This window comes from Brevibacillus nigriterrae, from assembly GCF_049846925.1.
Lineage (GTDB): Bacteria > Bacillota > Bacilli > Brevibacillales > Brevibacillaceae > Brevibacillus_H.
The window spans coordinates 1-25,438 of sequence record NZ_JBNCMT010000053.1 but is presented as its reverse complement, the minus strand read 5'-3'; the positions used below and the strand labels follow the sequence as shown (position 1 = coordinate 25,438).

Here is a 25,438-nt window from a genome sequence, read left to right as displayed (position 1 = left end):
TACGACTACGGTGATTGGCGTGTTGGCTCCTGCTGTTAACGAAATATCGCCAGAGGCTGCTCCTGTTCCTACTGGGTTTCCATTGACCGTGATCGTTGCATTACTATCTGCCACTGTCGCTGTTACGGTTATATTCTCAACTCCATAGCCGACATTCACAGCATAGTCCGTGTCACCCGAACTAAATGGGCTATCCCATGTTCCCGCAGACAACACCAGATTGCTTAAATCTACATTTGTCGATGCTGCTGCTCGATTCACGTTCATCGTGTAGGTCTTCGTCGCTCCGCTTTGAGCGGTTACGACTACAGTAATCGGCGTGTTGGCACCTGCTGTTAACGAAATATCGCCAGAGGCTGCTCCTGTTCCTACTGGGTTTCCATTGACCGTGATCGTTGCCGTACTATCTGCCACGGTTGGTGTTACGGTTACTTTATCCACTCCATAACCGACATTCACAGCATAGTCCGTATCACTGGAACTAAATGGGCTATCCCATGTTCCCGCAGACAACACCAGGTTGCTTAAATCCGCATTCGTCGATGCTGCTGCTCGATTCACGTTAATCGTGTAGGTCTTCGTCGCTCCGCTTTGAGCGGTTACGACTACAGTAATCGGCGTGTTGGCTCCTGCCGTCAACGAAATATTGCTTGAGGCTACTCCTGGGCTAACGTCTGCCCCATTCACCGTAATGGTTGCATTACTATCTGCCACTGTCGCTGTTACGGTTATATTCTCAACTCCATAGCCGACATTCACAGCATAGTCCGTGTCACCCGAACTAAATGGGCTATCCCATGTTCCCGCAGACAACACCAGATTGCTTAAATCCGCATTCGTCGATGCTGCTGCTCGATTCACGTTAATCGTGTAGGTCTTCGTCGCTCCGCTTTGAGCGGTTACGACTACAGTAATCGGCGTGTTGGCTCCTGCCGTCAACGAAATATTGCTTGAGGCTACTCCTGGGCTAACGTCTGCCCCATTCACCGTAATGGTTGCATTACTATCTGCCACTGTCGCTGTTACGGTTATATTCTCAACTCCATAGCCGACATTCACAGCATAGTCCGTGTCACCCGAACTAAATGGGCTATCCCATGTTCCCGCAGACAACACCAGATTGCTTAAATCTACATTTGTCGATGCTGCTGCTCGATTCACGTTAATCGTGAAGGTCTTCGTCGCTCCGCTTTGAGCGGTTACGACTACAGTAATCGGCGTGTTGGCACCTGCTGTTAACGAAATATCGCCAGAGGCTGCTCCTGTTCCTACTGGGTTTCCATTGACCGTGATCGTTGCCGTACTATCTGCCACGGTTGGTGTTACGGTTACTTTTTCCACTCCATAACCGACATTCACCGCATAGTCCGTATCACCGGGGCTAAATGGGCTATCCCATGTTCCCGCAGACAACACCAGACTGCTTAAATCTGCATTCGTCGATGCTGCCGCTCGATTCACGTTAATCGTGTAGGTCTTCGTCGCTCCGCTTTGAGCGGTTACGACTACGGTAATCGGGGTGTTGGCACCTGCTGTTAACGATATATCGCCAGAGGCTGTTCCTGTTCCCACTGGGTTTCCATTGACCGTGATCGTTGCCGTACTATCTGCCACGGTTGGTGTTACGGTTACTTTTTCCACTCCATAACCGACATTCACCGCATAGTCCGTATCACCGGGGCTAAATGGGCTATCCCATGTTCCCGCAGACAACACCAAGCTGCTCAAATCCGCATTCGTCGATGCTGCCGCTCGATTCACATTCATCGTGTACGTCTTCGTCGCTCCGCTTTGAGCGGTTACGACTACAGTAATCGGCGTGTTGGCACCTGCCGTCAACGAAATATTGCTTGAGGCTACTCCTGGGCTAACGTCTGCCCCATTCACCGTAATGGTTGCATTACTATCTGCCACAGTTGCTGTCACGGTTACATTTTCGATTTCATAGCCGACATTCACCGTATAGTCCGTGTCACCCGAACTAAATGGGCTATCCCATGTTCCCGCAGACAACACCAGGTTGCTTAAATCTGCATTGGTTGAAATAGCTGCTCGCGTAACATGTAGTGTGTAATTTTTAACTGTTCCATCCTCGGCCGTTACGACAATACTAATCGGTGTAGTAGCCCCTTGAGTCAAAGGAATAGATAAAGAAGGAGTGCCACTATTGACAGATTGCGACTGTACGGTTACAGAAGCGGTGATATCTACGGTCGGTGTTACGGTAATGCTATCAACGGCATAACTGACATTGGCAGTATAAGTCAACGGATCGGTCTGAGTTACTGTTCCTGAAGAGATGGTTACGCCTGTTAAGTTAGCATTGCTTGACCCTGCGGCCTCAAAGGCCCCTATATCCACAGTGGCAATCGAATCAGCGTCTCCTGAGTCAATCTTTCTCAGAAAGCCCGCCCCCCTTTGGTCAGTGGCAAGTAGCGATGCCGCAGTATTACTTCCCGCATCGATCGCTAGACTTCCCGGCAATAAAGCATGAGTCTTGGTTCCTCCGCCATTGTCTGCCAGTGGTCCCAACTTCGGATCATCTACTCCTACCTGGTTTCCATTGAATCCATTGACAAGCCCTCCTGAACCACCCGATCCGATTAAATTATTTGAACTTGAGCCGTCCACTGAACCAGCACTTATATTATCAAATACTCCATTCTCTCTTGTATTTTTGGACACGATACTATTCCATAAAACTAGTGAATTGGCGGAGTTATGTAAGTAAATACCACCACCAGTAATTTTCCCGTAATTTTCTGCTACAGTGACGTTTGTCAGTCTGTATTTTATGCTTGCTGAAGGGGCGAATACCAATCCTCCACCATTAAGTTCAGCAGTATTTCCTGATACTGTAACGTTTTCCAGTATGAATTCTTGTCCATCCGCTACATTTGCATAAATACCGCCTGCTTCGCTTGTAGACGCATTGCCGTAGAGTGCACTATTCTCTAACCGTAAAGGTCCAAGAGTATAGATTCCTCCACCCTTTCCTGAACTATTTTCTGCACGATTGTTCGAAATCGTCGAATTTTTAATATTCGCATTCGCAGCTAAGGTGTTATTTGCGATATAAATTCCACCACCATCCCCCCTAAATAAGGAAGTATCATTGGAACGATTAGTAGAAACTTCGGAATTTAGCAAATTGATGGGCGTATTCATACCGATAAAAATACCACCACCTACCCCGTTCGCCTGATTATTCTTGACGACCGTTTTATCAATCGTTGCCATAGCAATAGCACTACCAGAACTATTGAATAAGGCAATTCCGCCACCATCGCCATCCGAAGTGGTATTATCGCTAATCACACAATTACTGATCGTAAGTGATCCTGCATTACCTCCATTGTCACTCGCTTCCCAATACACACCCCCCCCACCTTTGTCCCAAGAATTAACGGCTGAATGTGTTCCATAACGGATTGTAAGTGATCGCAAAGTCGCGTTAAATGCTTTTTCCATCTTTGGATTGATAGCTATCACTCGTTCGACTCCTTGACCGGGACCGTCACCTGCTTGAATTTTCGTTAGTGATGGATCAGCGTTCGGATCGCCATTCGCACCAATAATTGTCAGCTCATCCAAAACATCCAGATCTCCCGTTGCCGAATCATCTTCATTTTGTCCAGCTAAACGGAGGACGTATGTACCCACTGGAACAATAATCGTGTCGGAACCCACAGAAGCATTCGCTTCCATGATGGCAGCCCTCACTGTACATTTTTGAGAAAATGGCACGTTAGAAGCACAAATGCCGTCACCTGGAATAGCATCTCCAGCATCAATGATTGAGTCTACTAAAAAAGTTGCCGCATGAGCAGTTGTAGGAGTAAAGACAAATAAAAGTGCTATAAAAAATACAAAAGACAGTAACTGTTGATTTACTTTTCCCTGAAGTAGAGTGTCAACTACCTGTTTTCTTTTCATCAACAAAACCCTCTCCTTTCCAGCTTGTTCGTCGAGCTATTTTCGACAAATATTGATACTTTTTCTCTATTAAAATATCAAAACACAGAACAAATTTAACCTAACTAAAGTTAGTTTTTTAGTATGTAAGACCTAAAATTACAGTTTGTCTATCCAAAGACCAAAAGAAAAAGGCTTCCGGATAATACCGAAAGCCTTTTTTGCCAATTTTTGTATTTTATTTTTACAAACTGTTAAATGTGTCGGTAAGTACTGGAACGATTTGTTTCTTACGGGAAACGACACCTTTGAGCACGGCTTTGTTATCGACAAGAGTCACATTGTACGCTTTCTCCACAGCCTGCGCTTGGCGACCAAGTGCTACCCCGATGGAGTCATTGTTCAGGATGTCAGTCACTACGAAGAAGAAGAGATCCAGCCCTTTTTCTTCGATGATTTTGGAAAGAGACGCTTCCAATTCTGCCTGGCGTCCAAGTACATCATTGGTGTCTACAGCGTTTACTTGTGCGATTTCTACCTTGTAGTTGCCCATTTGGAACTCTTTCGCATCGAGAGAGATCAATTCACTGATGGTTTTATCGCTCAAATCGGCTCCTGCTTTCAACATTTCCAGTCCGTAGCTCTGCAAATCTACACCAGCAATCTCCGCCAATTCATGAGCTGCTGCTACGTCTTGCTCTGTGCAAGTAGGAGATTTTAGCAGAAGGGTATCAGAAATAATCGCAGACAACATCAAGCCAGCGATTTCTTTCGGGATGTCCACACCGTTTTCCTTGTACATTTTCTTCAAAATGGTGGTTGTGCAACCAACTGGTTCTGCACGGTAGTACAATGGGTGGCTGGTCTCGAAGTTTGCAATTCGGTGATGGTCGATTACTTCGGTGACACGTACTTTCTCAATGTCATCAGCGCTTTGTTGACGTTCGTTGTGGTCTACCAGAATAACATCATTTACTTCGTTTGCTACGGTTTCAACAAGGCGTGGTTCTTTTACATTGAAATAATTCAAAACGAACTGTGTCTCGCTATTGATACTGCCCAGACGTACAGGCTCAACCGTTGCACCTAATTTTGTCTTCAGATCTGCATACACAAGTGCAGAACAAATTGAATCAGTATCAGGATTTTTATGCCCGAAAATAAACGTTTTTTCCATTCCTAGAACCCCTTACTCTGTTTTTTTGCGTAAAAATTATACCACAAAATCCATCATATGCCCAAACAACCTGTTCGTGTTTATTTCATTATCCATAGTAATTCACTCGGAATTGAACACTGATCTATCATAACAATTTTTTCAAGAAACTGCTAGAGGTTTGCCAGAGTTTTTTTAGTAACGATTCTAGCGAAAATCAGTCAATAGATATATTTGACAATCAGGTGACAAATATCACGGCGCAAACATAAAAAATGTTTTTATAGTAGAAATAGAGAGGGTTGTATCCATTAATTACCATAACAATTCTATGGATTACCTTGACAATCCCTCGGAGGTGATGTTTTCAATATTCAGACTATAGCAAGCGGCAAACAAGCATCAAAGTACATTCTGCAATGTTTCAGAAAAGGAGTGAGGTCATGTACCAGCAGTTAGCTTGGCAAATCACATTGGGACTTTTAATCCTGATCACTCTGGTTTTTGGATTTGTCGTCATTCGGTCTGGAAAGCGGGTCGATTTCCAAACCATCCAAACGAAAGGGTACCGTATTCGTAAAATCTGGTTTTATATTTTGTTTATTTGTCTTTTTCCCACGTTAATCTACACCGTTATGAAACATCCGTACTCTATACCTGTTTTTCAAAATGGTCCCACTCAGGTAGTGAAGGCGGTAGGCTATCAATTTTATTGGGAGTTAAGCACCAATGAGGTAAATGCCAATCAACCGGTCGAGTTCGATGTCACGAGTGGCGATGTAAACCATGGTTTTGGTATATATGACGAAAACATGCAGTTGCTCGCCCAAACTCAATCGATGCCTGGATATACAAACAAGCTGTTCTATACATTCACCAAACCGGGTAAATATCAGATTTTATGCCTGGAGTACTGTAGTGTAGGACATCATGCCATGATTGCAACATTGACAGTTAAGGAGAATGGAGGTACTTCAAATGGCCAGTGAAGTTGTCGTCCAACCGCTTAAAAAAATTGATGCAAGAACCTTTAAGGAAGTAGCTGCGTACCTCGTCGTAAGTGTGGCAGTCCTGCTTCTGATGATGATCGTCGGACTCTTGATGCTGCTCAGTCAAGGAAAAGTGATCAATCTGTCTCCCGATTTCTTCTATCAGATCATGACCTTGCACGGTACCGGAATGGTCGGAATCTCTGCATTGGGTGCAACTGCGGTCATGTGGTATTTTCTCGGACAGTATGTAGACTTAAACCGCAAAATTCTGCGGGCCAATCTCGTCTTGTCCCTTGTTGGTGTCGTCATGGTATTGGTTGCCATCTTTGCCTTTAAGTTTGGTGGTGCCTGGACTTTCCTCTATCCACTGCCAGCCATATCTGCGGGAATGTGGGGAAAAATGGGCGCTGCAATTTATCTGTCTGGAATGCTCATTTTGGGAATCGGCTTTTTATTGGTCTATCTGGAAATCGCTCGTGCCATCATCAAAGGCTACGGCAGCCTGGGTGCTGGTCTTGGTTGGCCACAAATTTTTGGCGGACAAGGAGAATACGGCCCTCCTGCAGCAGTAGTTGCCAGCACAATGGTTGTGATTGCCAATACAGTTGGTCTGATTGCAGGTGCAAGCATTCTCATGATGGAGCTAATTAATTTATTTGTCCCTGCCTTTACGATCGACCCGCTTCTCGCCAAAAACCTGATTTACGCTTTTGGTCATATCTTCGCTAACGTGGTTATTTATGCAGCCGTAATTGGTGTTTATGAGATTTTGCCACGCTACGCCAATCGCCCTTGGAAGTCCAATCGGATCTTTTTAATTGCTTGGAATTTCTCAACGGTATTTACAGTCATTATCTATCCCCACCATCTGTTAATGGACTTTGCCATGCCCAAATGGATGCTGATTATGGGGCAGGTTCTCTCTTATGCCAATGGTTTTCCTGTTCTTGTTGTCACGGCTTACGGTGCACTGATGCTCATTTATCGCTCTGGTATCAAATGGGACATTACATCCAGCATGATTTTCTTTTCCATGTTCGGTTGGGTCGCTGGAGTAGTTCCAGCCATTGTCGATGCGACGATTATCATTAACCATGTCATGCACAACACCAAATGGGTACCGGGCCACTTCCATATGTACATGGGTATGGGTGCGCTGACCATGATTTTTGGCTTTATGTATTATCTCACTCATACCGAGGCCAAAGAGAAGGATTCCCTATTTGATCGACTAGGTCTGTTCCTTTACGGCGTATTTTTCTTTGGCTTGACGATGTCCTTCCTCCTGTCTGGACGTGACAGTGCCCCTCGTCGCTGGGCGGTTCATATGCCTGAATGGGTCAGCTATGATCGGATTGGTGCGTGGTTTGCCATCGTCATCATTATCGCTGTGTTATTCTTCATGATTCGCTTTATCCGCAACATCAATAAAGCCCGGTCCTATCATGCATAGCTTGTTTCGCAGCATTGCCGCTTCTGTGGGTATTACCCTCCTTGGAGCAACTCTCTTCTGGTTTGGTACAGACGGCTTTCAAGCGTTCACTGCCGAGGCAGCACGTCAACTGCAAATCGAAAAACAACCGCAAAACCTGCCGGCTGTTTGGCTGGAAGATTCAAGTGGAAAGACATTTCAACTTCAGGACTATGCAGGCAAGATTGTATTGTTGACGTTTATGTACACAGGATGTGCGCAAACCTGCACGATCGTCGAAAGCAATTTTCGAGACGTTTACAAGTCCATACCAACGAAATTCTTGGGTAAGGAAGTCAATCTCATCAGCATCAGCTTCGATCAGGAACACGATACTCCTTCTGTATTAAAACGCTACGGCGACTATTACCAGGCGGACGGTGTTACCTGGAGAATGGCACGGGTTCTCCATAAACAGGAGCAGGCTCAACTGCTACAAAGCTTCGATGTAACAGTGATTCCGGACGAAAACGGGGGTTACGAACATAATTCTGCCTTTTATCTGGTTGATCGACAGAACCGCTTGGTAAAAATCTTTGATTACACCGACCCACAGACTTTCGTCGATACTATTTTGCCATTGCTTGGACGTGGATCATCATGAAGGGAAAATCAGATGTGAAAGAGATTGCAAAAGGAATTGGGTTACTCATTCTGTTGTCCTTGCCACCCATCGTCAGCTATCTGGAGTCGACCATGGCAGGCCAAATGTTTCTGCAAATGCCAGGACTTATCATCTGCGGGATGTTTATCGGCCGTGGCCTTCCATCACACTGGCCCCGCTTTGCAACGGGATTTAATCAGGGAGGAATTCCGGGAATTCTTCTGGTGACTATCGTCGTTAGCTACTGGATGCTTCCACGTGCAATTGATGCTTCTCTCGTCAATCCATGGATGGAGCTTGCAAAGTACACATCCCTCCCGTTGCTTGTCGGCATCCCCTTGGTGCTCAGTTGGCCCAAAATGGGATTTATCACAAAAAGCTTCATCTGGGCAAACCTGATCTCCATGTTCATCGTAATGGCCTGGCTCTATCTGGCCGCTCCCATCCGTCTGTGCAACAGTTACCTGACTTCACAGCAGCAGGTGGTCGGTTGGATTTTTCTCCTGCTGACTGCTGTTTCGATCGTCATGCTTGCGATTCCTGCGTTTGTGGGGAACGGGAAATCTGGGAATCAATTGATCGCAGACAAATAGAAAAACGGATTAGGATGATTTCATCCTAGTCCGTTTTTACTTCAAACCTGACATCCCTCACAATAAAACACTTTACGAGAGTTCAACGTCTCTTTCGTAATCGGAGTCCCACAACGATAGCAAGGCTCCCCTCCCCTGTCATACACCTGACAATGCTCGTTCATGCCTCCCGTTACTGTATCCCCCTCAAACAACGGGTGTTCCATGTATCCTCCATATTCCGTCGCTTCCTCTAACACACGTTTCATCGAATGATAGAGTTTTGTCATTTCGATTGAAAGGAGAGAAGAGATTTTTCTTGTGGGTAGGATGCCTGCCGCAAATACAATTTCATCCGAGTAGCAGTTGCCGATACCCGCCAGAAAGTGCTGGTCTACTAACACGGTTTTCAACACACTTTTCCCTTTCTTTTGCAAGATGGCCCTGAATTCTTTTTCGGTAAAGGCTGGGTCAAAGGGTTCTGGTCCGAGATCACCCAGTTCTGCCTCCAGGCCTTGAAGATCATAAAGATGCAAGTACCCCAAGCGAAGGTCATTGAAATAGAGCAGATTGTCTCCAAAAGAAAAGACTATCTGTGCTGTATTTATCTTCTCGTCATCTCTTGCTCCATAAAATAACCACCCACCAAGCATGAGATGTAAAAGCAAAATTTGTTCGGAATCCAGTAAGAACAACAGATGTTTCCCCCGTCGATAGACCGTTTTGATCGTCTTGTCTTTTGTACTTTGGATAAAAATTCCGGGATCCACATTCACCGATTTATGTCGATTGACGATGACGTCCTTGATTTTTCGGGTTGCCACCAAGGAAAGAAGGTTTTTACGATACGTTTCCATTTCAGGCAGCTCTGGCATAGGGTAATCCAACCTTTCTTTCCATTTTTTATAGTGTTGGCGAGAGGGATTCATTCTAATCCAAAAAGAAATCCCTCTTGACCATGTCAGAAAACCTAACATATAATTAACGCAAATCTACAGGTGGTGAAACGAATGACAACAATTCAAATTCGGGAAGCAGTGGAAAGCGACCTTCCTTCCCTTTTAGACATCTACAATGCTGTTGTCCGTACCTCTCCGGCAACATTCGATCTGGTAGAACAATCCCTGGAGCAACGCAAAAAGTGGTTTGCCAAATTCAATGATCAACACCCTCTGATTGTTGCCGACGAGAATGGAACGGTTGTTGGGTATGCCTCCTTAAGCACGTTTCGGGAAAAAGAGGCCTACCGCCAAACGGCAGAATCCTCCGTTTATATCCATGAAGAGCATCACGGAAAAGGTGTTGGCCGTCTTCTCATGACCAACCTCCTCCAGCGAGCCAAAGACCTCAAGTTCCACACCATTGTGGCTGGTATTACTGGCGGAAATGATGCAAGCGTTCAGCTTCACAAAAAGCTCGGCTTTCAGCAGGTTGGTGTGTTTCGTGAGGTTGGATTCAAGTTCGGAGAATATCATGATGTTGCGTTTTATCAGCTTTGGCTTGCTTAAAAGAGAAGTAGAGAACAACAGCAAAAAATCAAAAAGAAGAAGACGTCAGAATTTCCACAGGCAGTGGCAAATCTGGCGTCTTCAACGATTTCGACGTAGTGATTTATTTTGTTTTTAACTCACTTAACCACTCGGCAAGAATGGAAATATCTGTTTCATCCGTTAATAGTCCTGGTGGCATCGCTTCTTTGCCATCTCGAATGATCGCCGCAATCTCATCTTTCGAATACTTGGAACCTACTTCGGAAAGCGAAGGCCCGACGATTCCTTCCAAGTTCTGCCCGTGACAACCGCCGCACGACTGTTTATATATTTTTTGCGGGTCACTGGTATCTGAGTCGGATGTAGAGCCTATATATTCAACATCCGATCCGACCTCGCTATTCACTGTAATGTTTGTTCCTAATATGACTCCGGCAAGCAGTGTAATAGTTGACAACAATTTAATTCCGAACATCCTGGCACCTCATCTGGCAAAAGATTATTCATAAACTCATGGGAAAACTCTACAATTTGAAGATGCAAACCTTGCTAGATTTTACCATAAGAGTACCGTATTCTACTAGTAGTGCTATTTTCCGCTTATTTTGCATACATCGTAATAGACAAGTTTCTTTTCAGGAGTAAATTAATGGATTTTACTATTATCGTTATCTTGTTGTTGTCAGGGATTGTTTTTTGATTCTGGGTTCTGTTTTTCAGTATAGGCTCTATAAAATTATCGGATTGCTGTTATTTGTTGCATTTGGTTGCTTCTTTTTCTATTTGATATGGGCGATACGTCAGCTTAAGGTTGGCGCTAAAAATAAGTATTTTAATTCCCAAAAGAATAAGCCGACTCCACTTCCTGAGGCCGGTCTGAAGGTTTCAATCATTTGGCAAGGTACCAATAAAAGTTGGTACTTTTTGTTTTTTCGAAATTCCTTTTTAATTAACAAAGCACATTATATTTGGAGTGAATGAGATGCTGAAAGCAAAAACACTGCTCTATTACTATTTGATACTAACCGCAGTCTTTTTGGGCGGCAGGATGTACATCATGGAAACCTATCATATGAAGCAAGGTCCTGTTCCACCAGAAGCATTTCACAGATTAATGGAGTGGGTTAATCTATTCTCCTATTTCTACATTATCCCCCTCTGGTTGGTTGGGTTGATCAGTCTGATCCGCTTTTCCAGACGAAGAAACTATTCGGTAGTTCTTACTATTTTATTATGCGTATTGTACGTATGGTTGACGGTTATGGCAGCGATCTTTATCAAATTCGTTTTCCTCATTACGTTTTACGGGTTTGCTCCATAGGCTTGAATTTTGAATTTTCCTGCGAAAAGGGGGATTACCATGGAAAAGATAATCATTTACATATTGCTATTTCTTATAGTTTTGTTTTTACTTAGCTTCGTTGTCCTCTATCTTGCTTTTAAACAATTCCCGCTAGGTGGTTAAAAAATTACTCGCTCTTGAGGGGATGAAATCCCGCCTCCAACACAATGCCCTTCTCTTTATGAGACAGGGCATCTTTAATTGGATAATTACATTCAAACTACCGCATGCTATTTCAAAGGTGGTGGATAATAATGGACAAAAGTAAACCTACTCCCGCACACGAACCAACAGTCGCCCCGAGTATGAACGGTCACGATCCGCTTGAAGAAAAAGCAACGGCTGATGAAGTGGAGAAAGGTGAGTATACTTCTGTCACACGACTTTTTCTGGATCGCACACCGGAGGATTAGGAACAGGAATTTGTCCTGTTCCTTTTTTTATCACGACCATTATTGCCCAGCTAATAAATGAGTCAGCCCGTTCCCAAGAGCCAATTAATCCTTATACGGATCAAACTCATCCGCTCCAGCCATACAGACCCCGATGGGTTTCAAAACATGCATGACATCCAGCGTCTCCTTATGAGCATCAAGAACATCGGCTAATTTTTTATACACAAACGGGCTTTCATCTGTCCCCGCCCCACGAAGTTCGACACCATATTCCTTAATTGCTTTCGCCATCATCTTAGGCGTAATTTTCCCGCCACTACGGGTACGGGTTTTCCAGTTCATTTTTCCTGCTGCTTCCGTACGGCTCATGATCCGCCCAGCACCGTGCACTGTACTATAGAAAGCCTCTTTGTTTTCTTGCGAGTCCTTCCCTTTTACAATGACAGAAATGTCCCCCATACTTCCACCGATAAACCCTAATTGATTCGGTGCTGAAGGTGTTGCTCCTTTTCGAACGACCACGTACTCTTTCCCGTTGTGTTCTTCTTTCCAGGCAAAGTTATGATGATTATGCACTTCAAAGGTCGCTTTTGCACCTAATATATCCAATACCTGATCGATGACATAATCACGTCCAGCATACGCATATTTACCTGCCAAGGTCATCGCTTTGAAATACATCTCACCCACTTCACTGTTCAGATCGAGCAGAGATGGCGGTTGATCCATGCTTTCACCAGGAGCCTTATCCGAAAAATTACGACCATTCGCCAGATTTAAAAACCCACTCGCTGTTTTATGGCCAAACCCTCGACTTCCGAAGTGGTTGGCAATCCACATGGCTTTCGTAGATTCTTCGACGAAAATGTCCACAAAGTGGTTTCCACTTCCTACCGTTCCAAGCTGATTTTGCGCTAACGCCTTGAGAGAATCATGTTCTTGCTTCCCAATTTGTTTGTACACATACCAATCTTCATCATCAAAAAGCTCATGTTCTACTTTTTCGTTATTTGCTCGCCCAATTCCAAATGAGATTCTTTTCGCTATCTTATCCATGATCCGAGGCATGATATCCCTGATTTCATGGTATTTAAGATTTATCCGAACCGCCTTGTTCCCGCAGGCGATGTCATACCCTACCCCAGATGGAGAAATCTGACCATCGTACACCACTACTCCGCCGACTGGCTGAGAATAGCCTTTGTGATGATCGGCCATCAGTAAAACCTGTACGACATTCCCGTGTTGTGAGCAAGTAACAGCTTGTGATACAGCATTTTCAAGCGGATCTCCCCACACTCTTACATTATTAATTGTTTGGTACATTCAAGTTACGCTCCTTTTTTTGTCTGACTTCCTTATAGGAGGTCCAGATTGTAGTGTAAAAAAATCGCAAAAATAAAAAGAGTACCCCTACCTGCGGCACTCTTCGGCATGTGTGCATTATTAATCCTGGAACACAGGTAGGTGAAATCTGACCTGTGCAGCAATCGTTATTTTGGTAATCCAACACAGGGATTACTGACGAATGGAGACAGATCAGGGTATGAAATTGAGCATGACATGTGCAGCTCTGGTAATTGTAGTTTTGAAAATTGTTGCTTTGTTACTTGACTGTATCGAAGCATACCCAATTCACTCCTTTCACTCTGTCGTATTAGTAGTACATATTACACCATGTTAAATTTTCCAGTCAATGGTTTTTTTCGATCGATCTTTTCATTTGGAGGACTTTTACTGTTACCTACCTTGTGGAAGACCAGCTTTTCTTACTTTTTCTACATTCTTATTAATTGAATGCCTGATGAAATAGCTGTATAAAACCTTTTTTAACCCCTTGGCATTCGCCCCATGTCTTTTATAGAAATCGTCAGGTGAGTTGAATAAGCCAAAATCCTTGGCAATCCCTTTACTCTGAATAAAAGTGTTGCCACCTGTCCACTCTACCCCAGGGTCCTGTAAATTCTCTGTCGCAATCCCATATCCACAAAATGACGTGGTACAGTCATCAACAGTTCTTTGAATGCTAGTTAAATATTCTGCATCTAATATCAATCCTTCTAAAAAGATCCATTTATCTTCAAAGTAAACTTCCACCCAGCTATGAATAATTTCATCTGGAGCTAAATGGTAGGCTAAAGGAGTTAATGCTCCTTTCTGCAATTCTTTATAGATGGTGAACCCATGGAATCGGCACGGGATATCTACGGCTCGAAGCAGCGCCATAAACAGCGTGGCTTTCGTATTACATTGCCCGTATCCGTCAGCTAAAATCTCAGATGCCGTAAGATCATCAGAAGCATTATACCCAAACTTTATATCGTCTTTTACAAAATGATAGATTTGCTTGATTTTTTCTTCTGTTGAAAGCTTCTTCCATCCCTTTTCTATGACAAGCTTATGAATAGCTGGTGCGTTGAAATCCAGAATAGGTGTTTCATTCAGGTACTGTTTCATCTCTACCGTCTCCCTCAGATTTACTATCTTTACAGTAATACCTTTTGAGAGTTGATGCTTGAACGCAGTTGCTAACTTTACAGAGGGCGTGTGTTAGAATATGCCTTAGGAAAGAACCAGTTAAAGATTGCATCAAGTGATTTTGTATGAGGAATTGACTTATCTAAAGAAAAAAGAGGGGAAGACGGTCGTGAAACAGTTAACCGTTTATTTTCTTACTAATATAGGGGTTTGTCATGGCGATATAACCGACATTCAGCCACATTCCCATCATTTCATTCAGTTGTGTTTTGGGCTCCAAGCTGGATTCAGGATTATGCTTAATCAGCAGACATACGTTTCAAAAGCCTGCATAATCACAAATGATATTGAGCATCAGTATACAGGGCTTGATGAACATCAGGTGATTGTTTTACTTGATCCTGAATCGACGATCGGTCAGGACTTAAAGGCAAAGCTATTAAAAGACTTGTCAATCTTACAACTTGACTCAGATATAATAAAGATTTTTTATCTATTTGAAATGAATCCTTTACTGCCTCTAGATGAAGTTAGCGATGTCGTGGAGCGTTTATTTTTGCTTTTGTTAGGATATGAGAATTCCAAACCTAGCGTCGATTCAAGGATTGCAAGTGTTCAGAGTATTATAAAACATAACCCTAGCGAATATGACTCTAAATCACTCGCTGATTCCGTTTTTTTGTCTGAAAGCAGGCTCATTCACCTATTTAAGGAGCAGGTCGGAATCTCTATGAAACAATATGTCTTGTGGCAGAAACTCATGAAATCCATTACTTATATGATGAGTGGAGAAAGCTTGACAGTTGCTGCTGTTAACGCTGGGTTTGCTGACTCTGCTCACTTTTCCCGGACTTTTAAGCGGATGTTTGGGATTACACCTTCTGAGGTTTTTAAGAATGGGGATTTGGTTCGGGTGGTTGTTGGTGATCGTTATTAGATATGTTAAAAGCAGTTCGTTCTGACTATATAAAAATTTAACTACTTGATCGAGATCATGATGATGTGTTTTTTCAACAGTGAGTTAATGATCTCTAAGAAGAAAGATAGTGGGGAGAAGTCAAAAAAAGAAGACGGCAGAACATTCCACATACAGTGGCAGGTCTGTCGTCTTCTTGTATTTTTGCACAAAAAACCCCTGATTTCTCAAGAGTTTCAACATGCTATGTACGATGATTCAGACTGGTTTCGCACCAGCGCCCCCCCTGTCAAGATAAGTTGGTGAGTTTAAGGATATAGGTATTCTTTATCGAAAAACCAGTTTCTAATAGGTTTGCTAAATACGTAATTTAACCGATATTTCAATTTCGAGGAAGCAACTATACTTGGAATACGATCAACTGTTATCTATGTATATCAACTTGCGGTCAGGATATCTAAGGTTCCATTGCGACGATTTGCTTCTTTCTTGCGATTATCTGTCGGATGGAATGCCTTTGGTTTTAATATGGGAGGTTACAAATGGATCAGGATCGAGAATCTTACCAGTATGACACATGGAAGGATAGAGAAGCTGAGCTGCAGCGATTGCGGAAGCAGGCCAATCTTTTGATCAATAAAGAACTGGATATGCTAAATCGCTTTGGATTGCGAGATGGAATGTGTGTGTTGGACGCTGCTTGTGGTCCAGGTCAGTTTTCAGCCACACTGTCGAGTGTTCTGCCAAACAGTAAGATTATTGGAATCGATATCAATGAAACATTACTTGAGGAAGCCAAAAGAATGGCTGAAGCGGGGAATACCAAGGTTTTGTTTGAGCAAGCTGATGTGTATGATCTACCGTTTTCTGAGGATTTCGACTTTATTTATTGCCGATTATTGTTTCAGCATCTGTCGAATCCCCAAAGAGCATTGCAATCCCTTTATAAAGCGCTGCGACCGAATGGCATTCTCTGCATCATGGATATTGATGATGATTGGCTGGCAATCGAACCTGCTGTGCCGGTCTTCGATTATTTGCGTGAACGTTCTTGTGAATACCAGGCACTACTGGGCGGTGACCGAAGGGTGGGCAAGAAGCTCCGTAATTATTTGAAGCATGCCGGGTTTTCCCAACTGCAGGTGGATCTGATAACGACACATACAGATGAAATCGGCATTGATCTGTTCATTGACATTATCGCCAGCTTCCGTGTTGAGCAGGTTCGAAATCTGGGAGAACAGGATGCCGACAAGTATTTGCAACAGTTGAGAGATACAGCCCGAGAGAACGATTTGTTCGGCATCGTCACTCCCTTTGTCGTGGCAGGTCGAAAAGGATAGGAATCATGTGAGAGGGGCTATTTAATATGAGCAACAACATAAGCAAAACGATCGCCTATCAAAAAGTTCACACCGAAACGGAAGCTGAACAAATCTACCGATTACGATACGAGATTTATGTGCGAGAGTTTGGTTGGGCCTATCAGGCGGATCATGAGCTGGAGCAATTTCACGATGAAATGGATGAGTGGGGACATTGCTTTTACGCAATGAGAGATACGGAGATGATCGCTACATCACGTGTAAACATTGGAAGGGCAGGCGATTTTTCATCTTACTATCGAAAAATCCTGCTACTGGACAAATTTCAGCAGTATCGTCCTGATGAACCTATTCTCGCAGTGGGAACTCGTTATGCTCTTCGCCCCACCTATCGTAATACGAAGGTGCTTTTGAAGATGATTGAAATGGTAGTTGAACTGGCAGTCAAAGACGGTGCTCATTTTTTCTTAATTGCGAGCCATGAAAGACTGGTTCCCCTCTATCAGAGGTTAGGTTGGCGAAAATATGCAGCTCCATTTGATGATGGTATTGCCTGGCAGTGCCCGATGGTATTGGTTCTTGACGATGTAGTCTACTTGCGGGAGCAAAAGTCTTTTTTACTATCGGCGCTCATGCAGCGGGAGGCCGATACGGAAGCTGTCGATTGGTTATTGGAGCAAGAGATGGGTGTATTTGCGCTGGAAGATTGAGTAATTAGACACTCAATTTATCTGCACTTCGAACAGAAAGATTACATCTGGTCTGAGCTGAATACTGGAAAAAGTCGTATGAGGGAAAAACTCGCGTATGGTTTGATGAGGTGGAGTTGAAATGAAACAAACGGCCCGAAGTCCTTACTTCATTTTCGGTTCTCTACTCTACGCTGCATAATATCTGACCCTCGTCCGAATAGATGGGGGTTTACTTACGAATGAAGGTTCAATGATGCGGTGACCGCTGCTCTTCCAGATACAATCGTATATCCCTTGGCCTCATAAGCAAGCCCCCAGAAAAGCTCAAACCAGCTCTCCACCCCGGAAACCAAACGATGCCAATATCATCACAAACAGCAGTACATCCCCTTCCGACGAGAACACTTGTTTGGTATAATGTAAATACAACCATTCATTCTTATTAGGAGGGGAAATTATGACAGAAAAAAGGGCACGGGCTTTTTCAAAAAATTGTAGGATAATATCTATTGGTAATTATTTGCGTGAAAGTAACTCAACATATGAAATTAACAGCAAGATGTCCACGTACTGGAGTAATTTAATGAAACCAATTGCTATTGACCTTTTTTGCGGAGCCGGAGGAATGAGTGAAGGCATACTCCAAGCCGGATTTCATATTGTTTTTTCAAGTGACATTAACGAGTCTGTACAACAGACCTATTTGAACAGACACGAACAACTAGGGTTACATCAAGGTATAAATACACATTTTGAACTTTCTGATGTCAGAGAGTTGTCTGGAGGTAAAATCCTTAGTGCTATTAAGAATCTTGAACTATTTAAGGAACGAGTTATACCTACAATTGACGTAATTTTTGGTGGTCCACCTTGTCAAGGGTTCAGTAGAGCAGGTCAAAGAATGAAAGATGATCCTAGGAACCTCTTATTTCGGGAATACCTAAGAATCGTGAATGAAATCAGACCGAAATATGTTGTCATGGAAAATGTCGAAGGGTTCTTAGATACAAAGCTCCAAGGTTACTTAGGTGTTAAAGGAAAGACATACGAAGATGATATGTTTCTCCCTGATATTCTACTGGAGGAATTTAATCAGATTGGATACCTTACCTTGAAGCCTCGAGTCCTAGATGCATCAGATTTTGGCGTACCCCAGAGAAGAAGGAGAGTTATTTTTATCGCTTATGCCGAAGGACAACCTTCACCACAATATCCAGAACCGATAACACCATCAGATAATCAAAAAGTTACAGTTCTCGAAGCAATTGGTGACTTAATAGTCAATCCTTCTTTGCTTTCACAAGTCGCCCCTAAAAGTTCAGTGTACCAAAGAGAATCAAAGGATGGCAGAACACCCACAACTAACAATTTACGTGTATCTAACCACCATTTTACTTTTAATCACGCACTTTCAAAACATAGTTTATTAATTACCGAACGATTCTCATTGTTCCGCCAAGGTGAAAGTTCCGCAATGCTAATGAAAAGGATTCTTGAGGAAGGAATCGATTTAAGAAAATACCCTTCCCTTTTGCAGGAGTGTCAGAACAAGCTAGGGCAAGTATACGATATAAATGATATTGTTCAGAAATTTTCGAATGGAAACATCAACGATAAAATGATTGAGTCCTTACTGACAAAAAAGAATAGTCGTATTAGGCTATTGAGCACAGGATTAGCCCCAACAATGGTAACATTGCCCGATGATTTTTTATCACCATTCGAGGATAGAATCTTAACAGTACGTGAGATGGCGAGATTCCAGTCTTTTGATGATAGTTTTGAGTTCCTCGGTAAACGCACTACAGGTGGACATAGACGAAAAGTTGAAGTCCCTCAATACACCCAAGTAGGTAACGCAGTTCCACCACTATTAGCAAAATCAATTGCGCTAGAAATTAAGAAAGCTATTCAACGAACTTCTGATATTCTTACGGCAATGTAAAAAAATTCATTATAAATTTCCCCTACTAATCCTAGTGGGGGGAATTTATGCTTGTAATTAGGTATCTAATTACAACCTCTGTAATCACCTTATTGCATCAAACCTTACTGTAGTTGAGTTTAAATCTAATGAGCAAATACTATTAAAACATTGACTCAATTTCTTCATGAGATTCATACAGTGGAACAAAGTTCCTTTTAGCAGGAAAAATGCAGCTCAAGGAGTGGCTCAAGGAAAATATTCCAGATCAAAAGATAATAAATCTTATGCTTTGAAAGGCGTGGAATCATTAAAACAGAATCCTTCTTTTGCACAAAGTCCATCTTCATTATGGAAGGCTATAGGAATACCAATAAGTCATAACTACCAGATGGATGTTGTTATTTCATTGTGGGTTAATAATTTAATAATAAGTTAAGATGAAGGTCTTGGATCATTTGATGTATTTGAGATATTTAGCGGAGCAAGAGATTAAGAAATGACAACGAAACACGCAATAAATATTACCTGTCTCATTATTTTCAGTATCATAGGGGGAATATAGTGAAAACCGCTCAGAATAATGTTAAAGAATTTATCACCGATTTTCTTACTCCCTTTTTAAAAGAAAATAGATACAAAAAATCAGGTATTCTTTATTATAAACCTGTTAATGGGTTTTCTTTCATCATAGAAATGCAGTCTAGTTTATTTAATTCAAAGGAAGAAACTCAATTTACTTTTAATGTTTCACTGTACGTTCATCACTATAGATATCTTAATAACACTGAGCCTCCTAAATGTCCCACTAAACATTCATAATTTAATACCACCACCTAAGCGAAGTGAACATATATGTGAGGCATAAGATAAGTAGTACACGATAAACCAAGTAAGTAAACTCTCCACCGTTTCAAAGGAGATAATTGAAGACTTTGAAAACCACATATTCCCTTATCTCAATCAATTTGAAACTTTAGAAAATATTATTCAATTGGATACGATTCATTATCAATTCCTCATAACAAGGCTCTTTGTTTTCCCGTGCAATTAGCTATGCTATTAATAGGATTAGAAAGAAAAAACGAGGCAGATCAGTTGTTCCAGACTCTATGGATCAAGAATGCTAAGCGTGTTGATCCTAAAGCTGCGGAATATCTTGAATGGTTAAAGGGAAGAGCATGGTTTTAGGAATTGAAGTTCCGAATGTCTAACAGACCTTATAAGAGGCTGATAAAGAAGGCACTGGAACATATAATGTATTTGGCGGAGCAGGAGAATAAAAAGAAATGACCAAATCTGATTAAGCTTAGTTAGGAGATAAATATGAGGAAAATTGACGAATATAAACAGTTAATTGATGATTTAGTGGTTATACGTCCATCCGTACTAGTTAGGTGGGTGAAAGAAAAGGGATGGCCTGAAACTCCTGAAAATGAGAAAATAAACCAGTTCTTATCAAGCTTAACGCACGATCAAAAAGAAATCCTTGCAGATATAGTCCAACAAGCAAGAGATGGCGGTATTCACGATGTATTAGTGAAATTAAATGATAAAATTTCAATTGATGACTACAGAATTACTGTAAATGGTGAAGAACTACCAGTTGAGCCTTTTGGCACCCAATTATACTTTGATTGGACTTGTAGAAGTGAAGGTGATGATTGGCCTGAACCGGAATAAAAAATTCAACTCGTTTTAGTTAAGGTGGGATGGTAACTTGAATAAATATGGACAGGCTGCAGTTATGGCTGTGGAGTTGCTTCATTCAAACCATGCTCTCTCCCCTCAGGATGCCTGGCAGAAAGCAACAGGAGAATTATTCAGTAAAAGCACACATGGCCAAGATAAAGATTGCCCGAGAAGTGCTTTCTTAGGGCTCTGTGAGGAAGGTTTCGTTCAAGGAGTGGTTTCAGGAAAATACACTGGGTCAAAGGCCAGTAAAGGCTACGCATTAAAAGGTGTGGAATTATTAAAGCAGAACCCTTCCTTGGCAAAAAGTCCATCTACATTATGGAAGGCTATCGGTAAAGGGAAACGTCATAATAGTCAGATGGATGTTGTAATTTCATTGTGGGAAAATAATTTAATAATTAGATAAGAAGAAGGTTTTGGGCAATGTGAGGTGCTTGAGGTATTTGGCGGAGCAACAGAATAACAAAACAAATGACAACGAGGTTATTCTAGTTTCCCTCATTGTCATTTGTTTTGTTATTTACTAAATGCCCCAGTACTCTAAACCTGCCCAAAAAGAAGGATGACACCATTGATCTGAGTTTAAAAGTTTTCTTTGAGCTTCACACAAAATTTCTGGGATACTATTATTATCTTTCTGCATTTCATTCAAAAGTGAATTTAGTATTTCTAAACATGGTCTAATATCAACATCCCATTTACAAAGGACCGCGTTGCCATTTGTACTAACTACATTCGCCCAAATTCCCTCACTTGTTTCAACCTGCCCTATAAAAGGAATCCCACTACCACATGAAATTGTAATTAAGGTCTCACAATTATCACAAATATCTTTTAAATCTTCTGCCCAGATGGTCTTTTTATTATGTCCTTGTAATACATGGGCTCCACTAAGATCTCCAGCGCTAGGGTGTGGAATTCCATGTGCAATTATTATTAGTATCTTCGGTTTTTGCTCCTCCGCCTTAGACTCTAATTGTGAGTAGTCCTCAAGAACCTCAATCATTTCGAATTTATTTTTATCAAACCAAGTTTTTGCTATATGAATAGCATCGTTTTTTGCTTTAAAGGGGGCGCCCAATGTAACTAAACATTTTTTGTTAAACATATCGCTTTTAGACAGATTCTTATGCATTAATTCTCGAGGATCTACCACATTACATATACTCGATACACTGCATATTAACCACGTTTGATTACTTCGCATTAGTGCTGAAGAAAAAAACGGCATACTCATATCAGGACAAATATATAGCTTTTTGATACTTTTTTCATGTAAATAGCTAAAGATAGGTTCGTAAATCATTCTTGTTATACTTTCACATAATTGCTCTATTTGTTCATCACGATTTCCTCTACCATCATAATTTGTTAGTTTCTCACCTAAAATTTTTGACATTGACCTAAGATCGTTCACGTCACTTGGTATTAGCCCAATTTGTAAAGTTTTTTTTGTTACTAATAGGAATGCAACTCCAACCTGGGTAAGAACATATTGATAAAAAAGATCGTCATCTTCTAAGAATTTTTGAATTTCTTCGGAATCAAACTTTTGATAGATGTGAAGCTGTGAGTAATAAGGATGCTTCTGCGTAAGTTCTTGCCTAATTTTCTCTAATTCTTTTGTCGTTTTTTTATAAGCCTCCACATCTACTGATTTTTCTATTCTAGTTAGTTCATCGAGTAAGTTTTTATATTTCTTTTCCAATTCTAATAGCTCTGATGTAACTTTACTACTATACGATCTTTTTTCAATTATGGTGCGCGGCGTTACAAAAGCAAATGTGCCAATTAGTTCTATTAAGGCACTTTCTTTTTTTTCTTTTGGAGTTAAGGAACTTAAAAATATCAGAAGATTTATCTCAAGACTAGTTCTATAAATTTTTTGATACATTTCGGTTAGAGAAGCTCTTTCTGTAGCATGAAATAAACTTCTGCGACTACTTTCAATGTCATCTATCGCAATAGTAATCAATTCCTTTGCCTTAATAAGATCTACTTCTATTTTAGTTGATTGGGCCATAATTACTTGTACAAACATTAATATCGCCTTTGCTCTTAAATCTAGCCTTGCACTCAGGATCTCAACGGCTTCTGATGACATTTTCATTATTAAATTATATCCTTCATCTTCTTTGTCAGTTTTTAAACAACTTGAGATGAAGTTCGAGAAGTGTCCTGCCCACTCTAGATCATGCTTGATATTATCACCTATCACTAATGGCTTTAATAATTTATACACACTAGTCCAGTCATCTTTAACTATTGCTGATTCAATTTCTACAAATTTGTTATCAACTCCTAAATAATTTGAAACCTTCATAAGTAAATCAGATATTACTTCCTTTTCCTCCGCTTTAAAAAAGTTATTAAATTCAATCCCCCACTTAAACACCAATTGTAAACAATCTTGCATAATACTCAAATTTTCTAACTCAATTGCCAGATCTATAGCCACAATTGCACAGCTTAGCCCCTCTACTACTCTTCCGAGCCTAAATTGGGAATTAGCCCAAGCAGAAAAACCTAATGCCTTGGAATATTTTCTAATAATGGGGTCAGCATTTGTATTACCTATATAAAAAATAGAGATTGCAAAATTTATGGCATTTTGATTTTCTCCACACAGTGAATAAATATATGAGCTTTCATATCTAATCCAAAGCCTATCGAGTGTTGTACCTTCCTTTTCGCTTACAATTAACGAACCATTTATTAATTGATTTATATCATCTTTTGGAAATAACCCTAGTTTCCCAGTTTTTATTCTATATAGCATTTCAATGACTGTCTTTACTTCAACTTCCAGATTTTCTTTATTCTCGTTTTCCTTCAAAACGTTTAATATATATGTACTTTTATTAAAGTGTGCGATATCAGTTGACATCCAGCTTTTTAATCGGTTAATTAACTCTGTTGATAAATATCTCTTCCAAATCATTTCATTTTGGGCTTTCTCAATGAAATCCTGCCAAATGACGTAACCATTTTCAATTGACGATAAGGGTTCAAGGCCCTTTAGAAGTTCAGTAACGATTGTTTTTGCTAATGTTTGTGCATCTTTTATTTTCTCAAATGGCTTGATTTTTCCAAGAGCAAGAGATGAAAAAATTGGATCTTTTAAAACCATAAATTTATATTGAGTTGCTTTAATAATATTTTCATACTTACAGTTGAGCTTTTGCAAAAAATCATATGCTTTAAAAGGGCTATTATATAAATGCCACCATATCAATCCCACTCTGTAATACGCCTCTTGTTCTACTTCAGGATGTTCTAAAGAAATAGCTAGTATATAACTTTCGGCATCTTGTCCACTTTGTGGAGGAGCACCTTGAATATCACAAACGCGTGCCATTAGTTCAAAATAAATATTTCCAGTTAGGTCACAAAGTTTTCTGTAATACTCAGAACTTCTAATAAAATTATTTGTTTTATTATAGTAATTAGCAGCCTCATGTAAAACATATTCCAGATCACTATTTTCTTGTTCTCCCAAACTTAACCATTTCTCCAGTTCATCATTCTCATTCATTTTTTTAGATACTCTAATTAATGCTCGTATTAATCCTGGAACAAAAGGATCTCTGCTATATATTTCTTGTAATATTACTAACGCTTCTGCTAGCTCATTCTGACTAATTAATAATTCTGCCATAATTAATTTATCACTGTCATTTATAAAGCCATATATCTGTTTTAGAATCTGTAATGATTCATTTCTGAGGCCCAATTTAATATAAATTTCGGACTTTAGGAATAGATACAAATTATTGGAAATTTTATCTTTATTTTCTTCTATTGTGTTTAATAAAGATTCTAATTCTACTTTATCAGTGGCAATGAGTACATCATACTGTATATCACGTAAATACTGATTCGTTTCAATGATTAGATATGAAATTTCAGGATCCTTTTTTTGTTGAAGTTGATTGCTTATTTGTTCATGCAAACGTTTATCAACGGAGATTATTGCAATAAATTTTGAATCCATTGTTATATCATCACTAATTATTTTTAATTTGTCTGTTACTTCATTCCAAGGAATATCCTCTTCTGAATAAATTCTTAACTTTAAGTCATCATATTCCCTTATAACTCTGCCTTCTCCAACATATTTATTAAAGAGTCTTTCACATCCAAAAAGGACAAATGTATCTTCTTTTCCTATTCTCCGAGTTAATTCCAAAATATGAATAGTTTCTTTTGATTTTGGTATAACTACCTCTATTCTATTTAACCATGCATCTTTGTTTTTATCAGAAATGTCCGAACTAAGCTGAGCTATTTTTTTACAAAGTTCTTCAACAGTGCCTTTCAATGTACAAAACATTATTTTTCCTTGAGTCTTATTTTGAAACTGTTTTATTATATGTGAATGCTAATCTAATTCTTGACCACCTTGTGGTATAACGCTCATAAAAAAGTTGACCACCTGAGCACCTCTTTCCTGTATCTTGGAGTTGTCGAG

The 25,438-nt window shown here is 40.8% G+C and carries 22 protein-coding genes; 15 read left to right on the top strand and 7 right to left on the bottom strand.

Annotated elements, in window-relative coordinates; translation table 11 throughout:
- Both ACPW7N_RS25265 and ACPW7N_RS25260 read right to left on the bottom strand, forming a co-directional pair.
- The coding region (locus ACPW7N_RS25265) for a beta strand repeat-containing protein (RefSeq protein ID WP_425654514.1) at positions 1-3,936 on the bottom strand (3,936 nt) is incomplete at its 3' end.
- A 223-nt stretch (positions 3,937-4,159) separates the two neighbouring features.
- Positions 4,160-5,092, bottom strand: coding sequence for a manganese-dependent inorganic pyrophosphatase (locus ACPW7N_RS25260; RefSeq protein ID WP_425654512.1), 933 nt, complete (start codon positions 5,090-5,092; stop codon positions 4,160-4,162).
- A 422-nt stretch (positions 5,093-5,514) separates the two neighbouring features.
- Between ACPW7N_RS25260 and ACPW7N_RS25255 the strand changes: the two genes are divergently transcribed.
- Genes ACPW7N_RS25255 through ACPW7N_RS25240 form a run of 4 tightly spaced genes read left to right on the top strand, consistent with a single transcriptional unit; the run spans position 5,515 to position 8,731 of the window.
- Positions 5,515-6,060, top strand: a complete 546-nt coding sequence (locus ACPW7N_RS25255) for a cupredoxin domain-containing protein (protein ID WP_425654511.1) — start codon at positions 5,515-5,517, stop codon at positions 6,058-6,060.
- Positions 6,050-7,516 carry a cbb3-type cytochrome c oxidase subunit I gene (locus tag ACPW7N_RS25250; protein ID WP_425654509.1) on the top strand — a complete coding sequence of 489 codons (1,467 nt, stop codon included), beginning with the start codon at positions 6,050-6,052 and terminating at the stop codon, positions 7,514-7,516. Before ACPW7N_RS25255 ends, ACPW7N_RS25250 begins: the two co-directional genes overlap by 11 nt.
- Positions 7,509-8,138, top strand: coding sequence for an SCO family protein (locus ACPW7N_RS25245; protein WP_425654507.1), 630 nt, complete (start codon positions 7,509-7,511; stop codon positions 8,136-8,138). The genes ACPW7N_RS25250 and ACPW7N_RS25245 overlap by 8 nt, the downstream gene beginning before the upstream one ends.
- Positions 8,135-8,731 carry a hypothetical protein gene (locus ACPW7N_RS25240; protein ID WP_425654506.1) on the top strand — a complete coding sequence of 199 codons (597 nt, stop codon included), beginning with the start codon at positions 8,135-8,137 and terminating at the stop codon, positions 8,729-8,731. Before ACPW7N_RS25245 ends, ACPW7N_RS25240 begins: the two co-directional genes overlap by 4 nt.
- Positions 8,732-8,772: 41 nt before the next feature.
- Here the strand turns inward: ACPW7N_RS25240 and mutM are convergent, their stop codons facing one another.
- The gene (gene mutM, locus ACPW7N_RS25235) at positions 8,773-9,585 is read right to left on the bottom strand and encodes a DNA-formamidopyrimidine glycosylase (RefSeq protein WP_425654504.1); all 813 of its coding nucleotides are present in this window, start codon (positions 9,583-9,585) and stop codon (positions 8,773-8,775) included.
- 135 nt (positions 9,586-9,720) lie between these two features.
- On the opposite strand from mutM, the gene ACPW7N_RS25230 reads away from it, so the two are divergent.
- Positions 9,721-10,218, top strand: a complete 498-nt coding sequence (locus ACPW7N_RS25230) for a GNAT family N-acetyltransferase (protein ID WP_425654502.1) — start codon at positions 9,721-9,723, stop codon at positions 10,216-10,218.
- Positions 10,219-10,321: 103 nt separating this feature from the next.
- Here the strand turns inward: ACPW7N_RS25230 and ACPW7N_RS25225 are convergent, their stop codons facing one another.
- Positions 10,322-10,675 (bottom strand): c-type cytochrome, encoded by a 354-nt coding sequence (locus ACPW7N_RS25225; RefSeq protein ID WP_425654500.1) that lies wholly within the window; start codon positions 10,673-10,675, stop codon positions 10,322-10,324.
- A gap of 507 nt (positions 10,676-11,182) precedes the next feature.
- On the opposite strand from ACPW7N_RS25225, the gene ACPW7N_RS25220 reads away from it, so the two are divergent.
- Positions 11,183-11,521 (top strand): hypothetical protein, encoded by a 339-nt coding sequence (locus ACPW7N_RS25220; RefSeq protein ID WP_425654498.1) that lies wholly within the window; start codon positions 11,183-11,185, stop codon positions 11,519-11,521.
- Between the two features lie 275 nt (positions 11,522-11,796).
- Positions 11,797-11,955: a hypothetical protein gene (locus tag ACPW7N_RS25215; protein ID WP_425654495.1), complete on the top strand. Its 159-nt coding sequence runs from the start codon at positions 11,797-11,799 to the stop codon at positions 11,953-11,955.
- An 84-nt stretch (positions 11,956-12,039) separates the two neighbouring features.
- Here ACPW7N_RS25215 and ACPW7N_RS25210 read toward each other — a convergent pair whose 3' ends face one another.
- Positions 12,040-13,263 carry an RtcB family protein gene (locus ACPW7N_RS25210; RefSeq protein ID WP_425654492.1) on the bottom strand — a complete coding sequence of 408 codons (1,224 nt, stop codon included), beginning with the start codon at positions 13,261-13,263 and terminating at the stop codon, positions 12,040-12,042.
- Between the two features lie 414 nt (positions 13,264-13,677).
- Positions 13,678-14,394, bottom strand: coding sequence for a transglutaminase-like domain-containing protein (locus ACPW7N_RS25205; RefSeq protein ID WP_425654489.1), 717 nt, complete (start codon positions 14,392-14,394; stop codon positions 13,678-13,680).
- Positions 14,395-14,584: 190 nt separating this feature from the next.
- Between ACPW7N_RS25205 and ACPW7N_RS25200 the strand changes: the two genes are divergently transcribed.
- The 8 genes from ACPW7N_RS25200 to ACPW7N_RS25165 all read left to right on the top strand — a co-directional run bounded on the left by ACPW7N_RS25200 (position 14,585) and on the right by ACPW7N_RS25165 (position 21,373).
- Positions 14,585-15,352, top strand: a complete 768-nt coding sequence (locus ACPW7N_RS25200) for a helix-turn-helix domain-containing protein (RefSeq protein ID WP_425654486.1) — start codon at positions 14,585-14,587, stop codon at positions 15,350-15,352.
- Between the two features lie 521 nt (positions 15,353-15,873).
- Positions 15,874-16,674 (top strand): methyltransferase domain-containing protein, encoded by an 801-nt coding sequence (locus ACPW7N_RS25195; protein ID WP_425654484.1) that lies wholly within the window; start codon positions 15,874-15,876, stop codon positions 16,672-16,674.
- Positions 16,675-16,700: 26 nt separating this feature from the next.
- Positions 16,701-17,366, top strand: coding sequence for a GNAT family N-acetyltransferase (locus ACPW7N_RS25190; protein WP_425654482.1), 666 nt, complete (start codon positions 16,701-16,703; stop codon positions 17,364-17,366).
- Between the two features lie 439 nt (positions 17,367-17,805).
- Positions 17,806-19,293 (top strand): DNA cytosine methyltransferase, encoded by a 1,488-nt coding sequence (locus ACPW7N_RS25185; RefSeq protein WP_425654480.1) that lies wholly within the window; start codon positions 17,806-17,808, stop codon positions 19,291-19,293.
- A gap of 166 nt (positions 19,294-19,459) precedes the next feature.
- Positions 19,460-19,711 carry a DUF6979 family protein gene (locus ACPW7N_RS25180; RefSeq protein ID WP_425654478.1) on the top strand — a complete coding sequence of 84 codons (252 nt, stop codon included), beginning with the start codon at positions 19,460-19,462 and terminating at the stop codon, positions 19,709-19,711.
- A 125-nt stretch (positions 19,712-19,836) separates the two neighbouring features.
- Positions 19,837-20,094 (top strand): DUF4304 domain-containing protein, encoded by a 258-nt coding sequence (locus ACPW7N_RS25175; RefSeq protein ID WP_425654476.1) that lies wholly within the window; start codon positions 19,837-19,839, stop codon positions 20,092-20,094.
- 504 nt (positions 20,095-20,598) lie between these two features.
- Positions 20,599-20,955: a DUF6547 family protein gene (locus ACPW7N_RS25170; RefSeq protein WP_425654475.1), complete on the top strand. Its 357-nt coding sequence runs from the start codon at positions 20,599-20,601 to the stop codon at positions 20,953-20,955.
- Between the two features lie 37 nt (positions 20,956-20,992).
- Positions 20,993-21,373 carry a DUF6979 family protein gene (locus ACPW7N_RS25165; protein WP_425654473.1) on the top strand — a complete coding sequence of 127 codons (381 nt, stop codon included), beginning with the start codon at positions 20,993-20,995 and terminating at the stop codon, positions 21,371-21,373.
- 117 nt (positions 21,374-21,490) lie between these two features.
- Here ACPW7N_RS25165 and ACPW7N_RS25160 read toward each other — a convergent pair whose 3' ends face one another.
- The gene (locus ACPW7N_RS25160) at positions 21,491-25,300 is read right to left on the bottom strand and encodes a tetratricopeptide repeat protein (RefSeq protein WP_425654472.1); all 3,810 of its coding nucleotides are present in this window, start codon (positions 25,298-25,300) and stop codon (positions 21,491-21,493) included.
- Between the last annotated feature and the right edge of the window lie 138 nt (positions 25,301-25,438).

Bases quoted from the DNA above. Each gene is read 5' to 3' on its own strand.
- ACPW7N_RS25260 (WP_425654512.1), bottom strand. From the start codon at position 5,092: ATGGAAAAAACGTTTATTTTCGGGCATAAAAATCCTGATACTGATTCA.
- ACPW7N_RS25255 (WP_425654511.1), top strand. From the start codon at position 5,515: ATGTACCAGCAGTTAGCTTGGCAAATCACATTGGGACTTTTAATCCTG.
- ACPW7N_RS25250 (WP_425654509.1), top strand. From the start codon at position 6,050: ATGGCCAGTGAAGTTGTCGTCCAACCGCTTAAAAAAATTGATGCAAGA.
- ACPW7N_RS25245 (WP_425654507.1), top strand. From the start codon at position 7,509: ATGCATAGCTTGTTTCGCAGCATTGCCGCTTCTGTGGGTATTACCCTC.
- ACPW7N_RS25240 (WP_425654506.1), top strand. From the start codon at position 8,135: ATGAAGGGAAAATCAGATGTGAAAGAGATTGCAAAAGGAATTGGGTTA.
- mutM (WP_425654504.1), bottom strand. From the start codon at position 9,585: ATGCCAGAGCTGCCTGAAATGGAAACGTATCGTAAAAACCTTCTTTCC.
- ACPW7N_RS25230 (WP_425654502.1), top strand. From the start codon at position 9,721: ATGACAACAATTCAAATTCGGGAAGCAGTGGAAAGCGACCTTCCTTCC.
- ACPW7N_RS25225 (WP_425654500.1), bottom strand. From the start codon at position 10,675: ATGTTCGGAATTAAATTGTTGTCAACTATTACACTGCTTGCCGGAGTC.
- ACPW7N_RS25220 (WP_425654498.1), top strand. From the start codon at position 11,183: ATGCTGAAAGCAAAAACACTGCTCTATTACTATTTGATACTAACCGCA.
- ACPW7N_RS25215 (WP_425654495.1), top strand. From the start codon at position 11,797: ATGGACAAAAGTAAACCTACTCCCGCACACGAACCAACAGTCGCCCCG.
- ACPW7N_RS25210 (WP_425654492.1), bottom strand. From the start codon at position 13,263: ATGTACCAAACAATTAATAATGTAAGAGTGTGGGGAGATCCGCTTGAA.
- ACPW7N_RS25205 (WP_425654489.1), bottom strand. From the start codon at position 14,394: ATGAAACAGTACCTGAATGAAACACCTATTCTGGATTTCAACGCACCA.
- ACPW7N_RS25195 (WP_425654484.1), top strand. From the start codon at position 15,874: ATGGATCAGGATCGAGAATCTTACCAGTATGACACATGGAAGGATAGA.
- ACPW7N_RS25190 (WP_425654482.1), top strand. From the start codon at position 16,701: ATGAGCAACAACATAAGCAAAACGATCGCCTATCAAAAAGTTCACACC.
- ACPW7N_RS25185 (WP_425654480.1), top strand. From the start codon at position 17,806: ATGACAGAAAAAAGGGCACGGGCTTTTTCAAAAAATTGTAGGATAATA.
- ACPW7N_RS25180 (WP_425654478.1), top strand. From the start codon at position 19,460: ATGAGATTCATACAGTGGAACAAAGTTCCTTTTAGCAGGAAAAATGCA.
- ACPW7N_RS25170 (WP_425654475.1), top strand. From the start codon at position 20,599: ATGAGGAAAATTGACGAATATAAACAGTTAATTGATGATTTAGTGGTT.
- ACPW7N_RS25160 (WP_425654472.1), bottom strand. From the start codon at position 25,300: ATGTTTTGTACATTGAAAGGCACTGTTGAAGAACTTTGTAAAAAAATA.